Source organism: Microcoleus sp. Pol12B3, assembly GCF_036701355.1.
Lineage (GTDB): Bacteria > Cyanobacteriota > Cyanobacteriia > Cyanobacteriales > Microcoleaceae > Microcoleus.
On the sequence record NZ_JAUBQS010000022.1, the window covers coordinates 73908 to 86213 of the forward strand.

Below are 12306 nucleotides of genomic sequence, written 5' to 3' on the forward strand. Positions count from 1 at the left end.
CACTGAAGGAAGCAATGGCGATCGCGCCTACCCGCTTACCGTTTCTTCAAAATCGGCTCCAATTCGCCGCGAAAACGGGTCCAAGCAGCAGCAGATGCAGAATTAGAAACAGCACCCTGACGCATCAAAATCGCGCCGTCTTCAAAGCCAACAATGCCGTAATCTCCCGATTTGGACATTCGATCGATCGCCGGTACGATCTCCCGCAACTGTCCCCGTTCCCCGCGAAACGCAGCCTGATACTGCTGCAACTGCCAGATATCGGCAATTACATATTGCATCTTCACTGCCTTCCCCGCATCATTGCGGAGTTCAAACATCGGAAACCTGAGAATTTCCCGCCTGCTTGACAAAATCGGCACAATAGTATTCGTCGCTGCCACGCTAGCATCAGCAGGAATTTGAGCCAACAGCGGCCGCACTTGCAAAACGTGCTGCCATTGTCTGACAAGAGGAACCTGCACCCAAGGATCGATCGCATCGGGCAAAATCCAAGAAAAAGTCCGATTTGGGTTAGAAGTGAAGGTAAAAAATAGCGACAAACAGATACAAAACGCCCAAAAGCGGCGAAACTTTGAAGACGAAGGCAGAGGAAATAAAGCAGAAGGAAAACGCAAAAACATTCTTTCCTCTCTCACCATTCTATCTTCTTCCTTTTGACGCTGGGCCCACCACAGAATAGCCCCGTAAAAAAGCCCTGGAACCACAGTCATCGCATAGCGAATATTAATCGCCAGCACCGACTCTCCTTTCGCTAAAAATAGCTTCAGCAGCGGAAATCCAGCTATCATCCAAGATGCAGGCGCGAAAGCAGGAACCAAAGCTAATGGCAACCACTGGCCAAGCAGGTATCTAATCTTACCAAAAAACGGCGTAAATAACTGAGCCACCAACCGCCAGGGATTGCTCAGCATTCCCCAAATAATTTCTAGAGTAGAAGCTTCATCTCCATCGGCATATTGACCGAAGCGCTCCATCATAAACCGCTGGGATATGTCAGCAGAAAACAAAGGCATAATCAGATTAGTTAGGACGATCATATAACCAAAACTGAGTATGCAGACGGCTAAACCAGTCCGAGGGTAGCGCCGACTCAAAATCAGGTAAACTCCGACGCCAAATAAAACAACTCCCCCATCTTCTCGCACGGCCAAAATTAAAGTTGCCAGAATCCCAAACAAGGGCCACCAGCGCTTCTCCATCGCCAGCAGCAAGCCAAAGACATACAGCGGCATTTGACAAATATCGTGAAAATTACCCAAAGTCGGACCGATGACCGCGTTAGCGCAGTAATAGCTCACAACAATTGTCGCCGACAGCCTCGGTTCCAGATAGTGTCTGGCGAGAGCATAGAGCACTCCTCCCGCCGCCGTAATTAAAGTCACCTGCAACACCGTCAAAGTGACGGGCGAGGGAAACAGCGAGTAAATTGGCAGCCACAGCATCAGCGCCGGGGTGAAATGCTGCCCCAACCGGTAGTAAGATACTTCCGGGAGCTGATTTTGGTGCACCACATTAGTGGACAACGCCGAAGAGAGGGAACTCTCAAACAAGTGACCCCGAGTGCCGTTCCAAAAAAGTTGATTGAAAATGCCTTGGTCGTAAGTAGCGTAAAAGCTGTAGTAGCGGTGCAGCGTCAGCAACAGGCACAGCACAAAAAAGGCAGCCGCCACTTGAACCACCACCCGCAGCGACTCATTTTTCTTCCATCTCAAAAATATCATCTGCCCGCCTGTAATGAAATTATCGGACAATAGCATAAATCTAAAGTAAGTATTAAATTAAAGTAGAAGTGAAATAACTCGGCTCGGCAATGCTCAATTATTTTCACCCGATCGAAAAGCTCAACAGCGTCCATCCCACACCCGGCACCAGCGGCACTGACTGTTCTCCCGAACAGCCGGTAAATTCCGCACCGCTTTTACAGCTTTTGCTGTTTGTAGACAAGCGTTCCTCTTCCCGGGAACAGACCAGACACATCCGCAAGTCCCTAAAGGATTTGAAAGCAGACTGCGACTTTGAGCTTCAAATCATTGACGTAGGAGAACAGCCCGATTTAGCCGAACACTTTAAACTTGTAGCCACTCCCTCGCTGCTCAAAATTCATCCCGATCCGCGACAAACTCTCGCCGGCAGCAATTTAATCGCCCAACTCGAACACTGGTGGCCCCGCTGGAAGCGTTCTGTAGAAGAATACGCAGCTCAGCAGCAGTCAGCCCCAGCACTTGCTGAAAGCCTGACTAACTCAAAACCACTCTATTCCGTTGCTTGCGCCGCCGAAATTGTGCAGCTTTCTGATGAAGTTTTTCGCCTCAAACAGGAAAAAGAACACCTGCAAGAGCAGTTGCAGTTGAAAGACCGGATTATTGCGATGCTAGCTCACGACTTGCGTAATCCCTTAACGGCAGCATCTTTGGCTTTGGAGACTTTGGAGTCAAGTCAGAAGGTGAAAGAGGGGGAAAAGTCGCGTTTGACACCGAGTCTGGCGGCTCATTTGATGAAACAAGCCCGCCGCCAAATCCAAATTGTCGATCGTATGATTACAGATATCCTGCAAGCAGCCCGGGGTACAAACGCTCAACTCCACATTGAACCAAAAAGAATCGAACTAGGGGCGATTTGTCAAGATGTAATCTTGCAATTTCAAGACAAATTTCAGGCGAAAAGTCTGAACTTAGAAACAGACATTCCCGCAGATTTGCCTTTGGTTTATGCCGATCCCGATCGCATCAAACAAGTCATGATCAACCTGCTTGACAACGCCAGCAAGTACACCCCAGACCGAGGAACCGTTAATCTTTCAATTCTCCACCGCACCGCTTACAAAGTTCAAGTCAGCATTTGCAACAGCGGCCCGGGAATTCCTGAAGAAGATTGCGCGAGCATTTTTGAAGACAGTTTTCGCTTGCAGCGAGATAAATCAACAGATGGTTACGGCATTGGACTGTCTCTATGTCAAGGCATCATTCGCGCCCACTACGGTCAAATTTGGGTAGACTCTGTACCCGATAGAGGCAGTTGTTTTCACTTTACTCTGCCCGTCCAAAAATAAAACTTAGCTGTAGATTTTTCACTTGTCAGTAGCAACCGAGTTTGATATTACAGCTCAACTTTTCCGCAGTGCAGCAATAATCTGTGCGTTTGCCTTGGGAAAAGTAAATTGGTCAATTTCGTCGAGTGTCACCCAGCGAATTTCATCGCATTCAATCGTTTGCGGTTCCCCGCTGACGTGGCGGCAGTGGTGCACGTATAGTCTAACTGTAAATTTAGTGTAGTCGTGGTCAATTGTAATCAAGCGATCGCCAACTTCTACAACAATCCCCAACTCCTCCATTATTTCCCGTTTTATGCAAGCTTCGATTGTTTCCCCAGGCTCTATTTTTCCGCCCGGAAACTCCCAGAAACCCCCGTGCAGTCCATGTTGTCGGCGCTTGTCAATCAAAATTTGTTGGCGATTGTTCCAGATTGCAGCAACGCCGATAACTTTGTGGGCAAAAGGAGGAAGAGACATATTAATTAGGAATGGGGAATGGGGAATGGGGAATGGGGAATGGGGAATTTAAGAATAATATCAATAATTATTCAATTATTATTTAATCTAAAACCTAAAATCTAAAACCTAAAATCTAAAACCTAAAACCTAAAATCTAAAACCTAAAATCTAAAATCTAAAATCTAAAATATTAAGCCCCCATCTTGCGAGGGGGGGCTTGACACTTGGATCACTTAAATGTTAAGAATCTACTAATCGTCCGAGCCATGTCTCTCACTGGCTTGTATGGACTTTTCAAAAGTCATTCGCTGTTCGGCATTTTTGAGAAAATAACCGCTAATCATAGCTGAGGCGAGCAATCTACCCAAATGTTCGCGACTGGTAGTCACTGTCACCCCGAAGTGTTCCGAAGGCAAATTCCCCAATAGTCCAACAATATTTCGCTCCATTACTTGAAACACTTCGTGAGAAGTCGGCTTAGACAACTGAGAAACTGTGTCGGGAGCCATAGACTGCACGTATTGCCATAATAAGTTGGTATTTTCTCCGTCTTCTTCAAAGAATTCTGGGGATTTATTAGATGAGTTGCTCACGAGTACCTCCGTTTCAGAGACAGCTTGTTATGTTAGACGCGGGCGGTTAAATTAAATAACCCTTATCTGATGGCTGCTGATCTTTATTACTAAGTAATTACTAATGTAGCAGGACAGTCATAGCAACGAAGTGGGCACAACCGAATTAAAAGCGGCGGTTTTTACGATTTTAGATTGGGGATTGCAAGGGGGGAGACCCGATCGCCAATCCCCAATCTACCTAGCTGGCTAGATAATCGTTGATATCTTGCTTGCGTTTGCGGAGTTTGGTCAAAGCTTCCCGTTCTATTTGCCGAACTCGTTCCCGACTGATGTTGAGACGATCGCCTATTTTTGCCAAAGTTAGGGTTTGCCCGTCTTCTAAACCGAACCGCAAGGCGAGCACTTCTCGCTGTTGCTGAGTCAGTTCCGCCATTAGGTGGTCTAAGTCAGTCCGTAGGGAAGATTGCAAGGCAAAATCTTCCGGGGTAGTACCCGTATCTTCCAACAAATCGCCCAACTCTGTATCTTGATTGTCTCCCACGCGCAAGTCCAGGGAAAGTGGCAGGCGCGCGCGATCAAGATATTCGCGAATCTGTTTGGGAGTCAATTCGAGCTCTGATGCCAATTCAGCAGCCGTGGCCGCGCGACCAAGCTGTTGAGCAAGTTGGCGCTGAGCTTTTTTAATTTTGTTGAGCTTTTCGGTAATGTGGATCGGTAAGCGGATGGTGCGGCCTTTTTCGGCGATCGCCCGAGTAATTGCCTGACGAATCCACCAATAAGCATAAGTAGAAAATCTGTAGCCCTTAGTCGGGTCAAATTTTTCTACTCCCCGCTGCATCCCGATCGTGCCTTCCTGAATTAGATCCAGTAAATCTACGTTGCGCTTGATATATTTCTTGGCAACAGACACTACCAGGCGGAGATTCGCTTCCACCATTTGGCGCTTTGCCCTTTCCCCGTTTTCGATCGTCCGCTGCAACTGTGCCTCAGACAGCCCAACTGCCTGTGCCCATTCAGCCGCCGTCGGGTCGCGGCCTAACTCTTCGGCTAAAATATTTTTCTCCTGATGCAGTGCGGTTGAGCGCTGTACCTGTTTCCCGTAGAGTATTTCTTGCTCATGGGTCAACAAGGGAACGCGGCCGATTTCCCGCAAGTAAGCGCGAACAGAATCTGTATCTGAGGACTTAAGAGTTTTCATGAGCTTTTCCCGCTGAGGATCTGTGCCTCTAAAGGTTTGCGGTAGTCGCAAACCCCTAGCTTTAGCTGGGAAGGAAAGCGGGCGGGGACTTGCGCTTTCCTTCCATTTAAAGAGGCTTAATTTTATGGTAGCTAGCTACTACTCCCAGTCAGCACCGTCTCAGGTTAGGTTTTGGTTGGGGCGTGCACAATACTACGTTATGTTAAGAATCTTAACATTTGTGAGAGCACTTGGCTACACTTCTTCATATTTATTTCATGCCAGCCTGGACTGTTGATACGAAAGTATCCGCTTTCCTGGCTTTACAGTTTGCATCAAGATAAACAAAATCCGCCACATCTCAGAGGGGTAGATGGGGAGATGGGGTGAGGGGGAGATGGGGAGATGGGGAGGTTGACCGAAGAACGAGACCTGCGCCAGGGGCGATCAACTAGGGGAAAAGTCGGTAGCGGTTTCAACCACCTTGAATATTTCTTTACAGATACTTTACATAGTGAGTCAAAAGCTGATGTTATGATCCAAAAGATCAAGTAAGAATAACCATCTACGTGTTGAAACGCCCGGCGTTGCCAAGTAATTCCGGCAACGGACTGATCCGACGCAAGATTCGGAATAGTTAAAGGGCAAATAATAACAGGAGGTAGAGCTTAAGCTGTTACACATTTAAACTATTAACGATCCAGGTAAGGTGGGTCAGAAGCGAATACTTACTATACTTGGGAAACGCTTATTTACGCTCCGCACCCTACTATCCTCTTTTAAATGCCGAACAGCTTACAAGGTAAACACTTCTTTACGCTCCGCACCATACTATCGTCTTTTAAATGCCGAACAGCTTACCAGATATTTTGCGTAGTGATGGACTCGCGATCGCGCAAAAAACCAAAGTATACGCAATATTTGAAGAAATTCAAGCTGAGTGAGTAGTGGCGACAAGATAGCCAAAAGTGAAAATCCGAATCTGGCTTCCTCAAGAATTCCCTCGCCTTTTCAGGCTAGGGAGTATCAAGAAGCCTATACATTTGTAGACAATAAGAATAAAAATACTTATTGTTCATGTACAAAATTAGTGAGTTTGCTGCAAAAGTAGGTGTTTGGGTCAAAACAATTCAGGGGTGGGACAACTCCAGTAAATTACCAGCACGCTTAGATCGGTTGCGGGCGATCGGTACAAGAGAACGCATTTGACATCTATTCCTGTAATCGCAAGCCTAATACCCTAGAAAGATTTCACATTCTGGATTATAATTTATGGCGGTTTTTTTTGTGTTTGTATGCGGGAGCGATCGCCCTCCCCGCTGATTCGCCCCATCCCGATAGGCCACTATCTAGGTTAGAGGCGATCGCCGCTTCTTCCCAAGCCAGGTTAGTTTTTTTAAACACCCTGTCCGACTTTTCAAACACCCTCTTAGGTTTAGCGAGTGATTTCTTCCTTCTCCTACTGCCCCGGTTTATAGGATAATTTATCGCTCATCTCGACTAACATACATAAGAGATAAAAATAGCTACTTTTTGCAAATAGTCAGGTGGAGAATAAGTGACATTTAACTCAATTGAATTCCTAGTCTTTTTTCTAGTTACCTATATCTTGTACCGCATCCTTCCTTTCCGCAGTCAAAACTTGGTGTTGCTGATTGGTAGCTATGTATTCTACGGCTGGTGGAATGTTAATTTCCTGTTTTTAATGCTTCTTTCCACCGCAATTGACTTCTACTGCGGGGCAATGATTGATACTGGTCGATTAGAATCTTCTAACCGCAGGATTGTTTCTTTGTCAGTTGTATTAGGGGCGTTGTTATTTAATACAGTTCAATGGAATGCCCTTCAGGTAAGTATAGCACCCATAGCGGTGTCAGTACAATGGACACAACTATTACCTGCTTCTTTTTCCGGCTGGTTGATATTAATGGCGGCCCTGGTAGTTGTAGCAATTGCTAACCTGCTGTATCCCCAATTCACCGCTCTTGAGGAAAAACAGCGCCGCCATTTGTTCCTGTGGCTCTGTGTAGGCAGTAACTTGGCACTTTTAGGCTTCTTTAAATACTTCAATTTCTTTATTACCAGTGCTGAAAGAGTAATTCATACCCTGGGGATTCATAGCAACTTATTGCATTTAAACATCATTCTGCCTCTAGGCATCTCGTTTTACACTTTTAAAGCCATCAGCTACGCTTGCGACATTTATCGAGGCAAACTGAAAGCATCACACCAATTTTTAGACTTTGCTCTCTTCTTGGCTTATTTTCCCCCATTGTTTGCTGGCCCTATAGATCGAGCTTCACAGTTACTTCCTCAAATTTCAAATCCGCGAAAGATCAGTTTTGAGCAATCTGTTCAAGGTTTGTTTCTGATATTATTTGGCTTGGTGAAGAAAGTAGCGATCGCGGATGGATTAGCTGGTTCAGTCAATGCAATTTATGGGACTAAGGGAAATGTTTCTTGGATTGATATCATTTTAGCAACTTTCCTCTACGCCATTCAAATCTATTGCGATTTTAGTGGTTATTCAGACATCGCTAGAGGTGTATCCAAATTGTTGGGTATAGAACTAATACTCAATTTCAATCTGCCCTATTTTTCTAAAGATCCCAGCGAGTTTTGGCGTCGCTGGCACATTAGCCTCTCTACTTGGCTACGGGATTACGTATATATACCACTTGGGGGAAACCGTCAAGGCGAGCGCCAAACTTATCAAAATCTGATGGCAACAATGGTACTGGGCGGACTTTGGCATGGGGCAGCATGGAACTTTATCCTGTGGGGATTTTATCAGGGGATGCTTTTGTCTGTGTATCGAGCTTTTACCCCTAAGACTACTAACAAACAACTACCGAGCAAAAATAAGTTCAAACTTCTAGAAGGATTAGTCGCAACTCTATTCTTTTTTATGCTGACTTGCTATGGATGGCTGTTGTTTAAAGCCACTTCCCTGAGTCAGATTATCTCCTTTACAAAAATTCTGTTTGGAGATTTCGGAAACTTGGCGCTCAGTCTGCCTACACCCCCATTACCTGCTATCTTGGGCATTCCACTACTGATCGGCTATGAATTGTGGGCTTACCAAACTGATAATCCCGATTTTTACCGTCGTTATCCAACCCCAGCCCGTGCAGCTTTTTATGCAGCACTCATTATTATTTTATTGATGGGAGAAAGCAATGCCCCTGCACAGTTCATCTATTCTCAATTTTAAACCAGCTATCAGCAATGCCATGCGTAAAAAATTCGTCACCGGACTGTGGATCATTTTCTTCCTATTGATGTTCGATTTTTCGATCAATTTTATGTTTCCATATCCGTCAGATCCTTTAGCAACTTCTCCAGGGCAACTCAATACATATTTTGAATATGGGCGATCTATTGAGGGCAAGCTTTCACGGATGGTCGGTTCTACGGATGAATTAAGTTCACCTATAGCAATTGCTGGCTGGTTAGATCCAGAACTATGGAAGAAGTTAAATATACCCGTTAGCCGAACTTCCGATAAAGATTTGCTAATTGCCATCTACGGTATGTCATTTTCCAATCAGGTCGGCACCGCCATGGAGGAAATCGATTCGAGGCTGATGATTAGAGCGATCGCCGGACCTGCTGCTCCGCCTAATTACTCCTTCGCTGCCTACAATTTAGATCGAGGTAAGCATCAAGCGGATATAGTAATTTTGGGACTGTTAGCTTCTAGCGTTAAAGGACTCAGAACTCTTAACGGCATGACTTGGCAATTTGAAGGACCAGCACCTTACACCTACCCACGATACTTTTTGGAAGATGGAAAGCTGAAGGCGATATCGCCCAATGTCATGTCTTTAGCTCAACTTCGGGCGACCCTCCAAAATAAGCCACAGTGGAACGCATTTGTTAATCAACTTAAAGAACACGATCAATTTTTTAATGGATTTATATTCCAGAAAAAATGGCTGGATAATTCGGTAATTATCCGATTGATTCGCAGAGCTTTAGCACAACGTCATCAGCTCACACTTACAAATCAAATTCATAGTCCAACAGGGTTTAAGGCCGAATCAGAAATTTCAGTTTTAAGGGCAATAGTTAACGATTTCGCAGCCACAGCGAAAGCTGACGGTAAAATGCCAATTGTGCTTATTCTTAATGATCGTGGATATGAAGATCATTTGTTCCAAGCACTCAAACCAACCTTAGAAAAGGGTTCAATTCCCTATGTCAGTAACCATAATATTGTTCCTGCTAATGATCTCAGTAACTTTATTGGTGATGGACACTTTACCCCAAAAGCCAACAAATTAATCGCTCAAGAAGTGCTAAAGTTGCTGAATGAGCATTTTAATAGAGTTCAACTAAACTAGAAGTTAACTGAACAGTAGAATTAGTGACAAAATGCTCACCATTTTTAAGGAGACTTACCGCAGAAACTCCTGAAGTTAATCCCCGACGTATAGGTTTGACTGGAGGATTATCTGCCAGTGCTAAATCAACGGTTGTGATAATTTTAGGAAGGACAATTTTCATTTCAAACTGAGCAAATTGTATCTTCCAGAAGAGGAAAAAAATCAGGAGATAACAAGAAGTGATTAGAGTCAGCATATATGTTTTTTTGAGCGATCGCTAAAAATCTTATCAGATAGCGCGATCGCTTTTACTTTTGCCGATCGGATCAGAGAATGAAACAGCCCTGGTTCAATGTCCCAGATTCCTGAGGGCGAGTAAATCTCAAATCGACAGACTTCTTTGCCTTTGAGCTTCGTACAAGATGAGGGCTCCGGCGATCGACACATTTAAAGATTCTACGCCACGACTCAGGGGAATTTGGATTTGTAGATCGGCCAAACTCCTCAATTCTTCCGACAAACCAGAGCCTTCATTCCCCAAAACTATCAGAGTCGGCACTCGCAAATCAACTTCCCAATAACTTAAACTGGCCCCGGCGACGGTTGCTAAAATTTGCATTCCTCGATTTTTATACCCGGAGACTTCGGCGGTTAAATCTGGACTGACTGCCATTGGCAGCTTAAACCAAGCTCCTGCCGAGGCGCGCAGCACTTTGGGATGGTCTAAATCGGCGCTGTCTGCGCTCAGCAGCAAACCGTCGGCATTAGCAGCCGCAGCCGTGCGGACGATCGCCCCCAAGTTGCCGGGATCTTGGATTGTTTCTAAGGCTATTCCTAAAGTTGACAATTTTGCCGGTTCTGTTGCAGTGCGGGGTGCGGTGGCGACAATGCCGTCGGGTTGGACTGTAGTGGCGATCGACTCTAACACTTTTGCACTTACTAATTCTGTGCGATCGGCTAAATTACCAACTTGCTCCCAAAGTTCCCCGTGCCGATCCAGCCATTCGGGAGTGCAGCAAACCGTTGCTAGCGGGTATTTGGCAGCGCAAGCTTCCTCCAGCAAGTGCGTCCCTTCGAGTAAAAATAAGTGTTGTTCCCTGCGTCCCTTCGAGCTGTGCAGCTTGCGAATTTCTTTAACTAGGGGGTTTTGAATACTTGTCAGCATTGTTTAATTCAGCAGAGCGAATGGGGTTATTGCCTGTATCGGGTTAACCCCAAACTTCCTTCTGCCTTGGGAATGCGGAACCCGGGACTTGAACCCGGAAGGCTTGCACCACATGAACCTGAATCATGCGCGTCTACCAATTCCGCCAGTTCCGCATCGGTCACGAATTACTACTCTGCCATACCTCCGCGAATCTGTCAAGTGTTTTGGGGAATTTATTTTTTTATGGGCTGCGAGTAATATTTTGGACTAATTACTGTTGGGGTTGAGAAATCCTTGAGTTTCGAGGATTTACTGTTAGCCAAACATCGCAAAACGGTGTGTAGTTGAGTAGGGTGCGTCAGATCGCGTCCGGTTATTAATAATCCCCAAGCTTTGATCTGACGCACCCTACGGGATTTGCTGAAAAAATGGGCATCTAATCAGCCAAATCTGCGAAAACCTCGCGCAGGGCCGGATGCACCAATCGGTGATTCTGCACGTTCAATCCCTTCGCTAAACTCGGATTCATTTCCAAAGCTTTAATCCCCTTATTTGCCAACTGCAAAACATAAGGCAAAGTGCTGTTATTCAAAGCTTGAGTCGCAGTCCAAGGCACAGCACCGGGCATATTTGGCACGCCGTAATGCACAACTCCTTCCGCAACATAAGTAGGAGTTGTGTGAGAAGTTACCCGCAAAGTTTCGACACAGCCACCTTGGTCAACGGCTACGTCAACTATCACAGAACCGGGGTGCATCTTCGCAACAAATTCGCGAGAAACTAGCACCGGAGCTTTTTTCCCCGGAACCAAAACCGCACCGATTAACAAATCAGCATCGGGAACAACTGCTTCAATTTGCAAAGGACTGCTGTAGAGGTATTCTACTCTGGAACCGAACAGAGTTTCCAAGTAGGCTAGGCGATCGACATTTACGTCCAAAATCTGCACTCTAGCGCCCATTCCTACAGCAATACGCGCCGCTTCTGTGCCGACGATTCCGCCCCCCAAAATCACAACTTTACCCGGTCTTACCCCCGGTACGCCGCCCAAAAGCACTCCTCTGCCACCTTGCTGTCTTTCCAGAAACCGAGCTCCGAACTGCACGGCCAAACGCCCTGCAATAATACTCATCGGCGTCAGCAGTGGCAATTTTCTGTCCGGGAGTTCGACGGTTTCGTAGGCGATGGCCTGGACTCCGCTGCTGATTAAATGCTCGGTTAATGTGCGATCTGCCGCCAAGTGCAAATATGTAAACAGCAACTGCTCTTTTTGAATTAGCGGATACTCAGCAGGCAGCGGTTCTTTAACTTTAACAATTAGTTCGCGCTTCCAGACATCGGAAGCCTTTAAGACAATCTTAGCCCCTGCTTGAACATAGTCCTCGTCCGCAAAACCGGCCCCAGCACCAGCATTCGTTTCTACAAAAACTGTGTGGCCTTTGTCCGAACAAGCCCGGACACTTGTGGGGCTGAGCCCGACTCGAAACTCTAAATCCTTGATTTCCTTGGGGACGCCTATTTCCATCTATAACCTCTAATCTCAGGCATACGTAGATCGAATCTAACCTAAAAACCATCCCCAGCGG

At 45.9% G+C, this 12306-nt stretch carries 12 protein-coding genes and 1 tRNA gene; 4 read left to right on the plus strand and 9 right to left on the minus strand.

Annotated features, from left to right (window positions below; genetic code table 11):
- Window positions 1-35: 35 nt before the first annotated feature.
- Window positions 36-1760, minus strand: a complete 1725-nt coding sequence (locus QUA53_RS13545) for a DUF2079 domain-containing protein (protein ID WP_333097350.1) — start codon at window positions 1758-1760, stop codon at window positions 36-38.
- Between the two features lie 53 nt (window positions 1761-1813).
- Here QUA53_RS13545 and QUA53_RS13550 point away from each other — a divergent pair, with 53 nt between their 5' ends.
- Window positions 1814-3052, plus strand: coding sequence for a histidine kinase (locus tag QUA53_RS13550; protein WP_333097349.1), 1239 nt, complete (start codon window positions 1814-1816; stop codon window positions 3050-3052).
- Window positions 3053-3106: 54 nt separating this feature from the next.
- Here the strand turns inward: QUA53_RS13550 and mutT are convergent, their stop codons facing one another.
- From mutT to QUA53_RS13565, 3 genes are all read right to left on the minus strand, one after another.
- The gene (gene mutT / locus QUA53_RS13555; RefSeq protein WP_333097348.1) at window positions 3107-3511 is read right to left on the minus strand and encodes an 8-oxo-dGTP diphosphatase MutT; all 405 of its coding nucleotides are present in this window, start codon (window positions 3509-3511) and stop codon (window positions 3107-3109) included.
- 233 nt (window positions 3512-3744) lie between these two features.
- On the minus strand, window positions 3745-4086 hold the full coding sequence (locus QUA53_RS13560; protein WP_015174476.1) for a DUF760 domain-containing protein: 342 nt from the start codon (window positions 4084-4086) through the stop codon (window positions 3745-3747).
- Window positions 4087-4306: 220 nt separating this feature from the next.
- Window positions 4307-5266 carry an RNA polymerase sigma factor, RpoD/SigA family gene (locus QUA53_RS13565; protein ID WP_333097347.1) on the minus strand — a complete coding sequence of 320 codons (960 nt, stop codon included), beginning with the start codon at window positions 5264-5266 and terminating at the stop codon, window positions 4307-4309.
- Window positions 5267-6322: 1056 nt separating this feature from the next.
- Between QUA53_RS13565 and QUA53_RS13570 the strand changes: the two genes are divergently transcribed.
- The gene (locus tag QUA53_RS13570; protein WP_333097346.1) at window positions 6323-6454 is read left to right on the plus strand and encodes a hypothetical protein; all 132 of its coding nucleotides are present in this window, start codon (window positions 6323-6325) and stop codon (window positions 6452-6454) included.
- A gap of 54 nt (window positions 6455-6508) precedes the next feature.
- On the opposite strand, the gene QUA53_RS13575 is transcribed toward QUA53_RS13570, so the two are convergent.
- The gene (locus tag QUA53_RS13575; protein WP_333097345.1) at window positions 6509-6649 is read right to left on the minus strand and encodes a hypothetical protein; all 141 of its coding nucleotides are present in this window, start codon (window positions 6647-6649) and stop codon (window positions 6509-6511) included.
- A gap of 154 nt (window positions 6650-6803) precedes the next feature.
- On the opposite strand from QUA53_RS13575, the gene QUA53_RS13580 reads away from it, so the two are divergent.
- Both QUA53_RS13580 and QUA53_RS13585 read left to right on the plus strand, forming a co-directional pair.
- Window positions 6804-8459 carry an MBOAT family O-acyltransferase gene (locus QUA53_RS13580; protein WP_333097343.1) on the plus strand — a complete coding sequence of 552 codons (1656 nt, stop codon included), beginning with the start codon at window positions 6804-6806 and terminating at the stop codon, window positions 8457-8459.
- Complete coding sequence (locus QUA53_RS13585; RefSeq protein ID WP_333097342.1) at window positions 8425-9591, plus strand: hypothetical protein; 1167 nt, start codon at window positions 8425-8427, stop codon at window positions 9589-9591. Before QUA53_RS13580 ends, QUA53_RS13585 begins: the two co-directional genes overlap by 35 nt.
- Here the strand turns inward: QUA53_RS13585 and QUA53_RS13590 are convergent.
- From QUA53_RS13590 to ald, 4 genes are all read right to left on the minus strand, one after another.
- Window positions 9569-9829 carry a hypothetical protein gene (locus tag QUA53_RS13590; RefSeq protein WP_333097341.1) on the minus strand — a complete coding sequence of 87 codons (261 nt, stop codon included), beginning with the start codon at window positions 9827-9829 and terminating at the stop codon, window positions 9569-9571. The genes QUA53_RS13585 and QUA53_RS13590 overlap by 23 nt on opposite strands.
- 126 nt (window positions 9830-9955) lie before the next feature.
- On the minus strand, window positions 9956-10738 hold the full coding sequence (locus QUA53_RS13595; RefSeq protein WP_333097339.1) for an RNA methyltransferase: 783 nt from the start codon (window positions 10736-10738) through the stop codon (window positions 9956-9958).
- A 73-nt stretch (window positions 10739-10811) separates the two neighbouring features.
- Window positions 10812-10893 (minus strand) — tRNA-Leu (locus QUA53_RS13600).
- Window positions 10894-11156: 263 nt separating this feature from the next.
- Complete coding sequence (gene ald, locus QUA53_RS13605) at window positions 11157-12245, minus strand: alanine dehydrogenase (RefSeq protein ID WP_333097337.1); 1089 nt, start codon at window positions 12243-12245, stop codon at window positions 11157-11159.
- Between the last annotated feature and the right edge of the window lie 61 nt (window positions 12246-12306).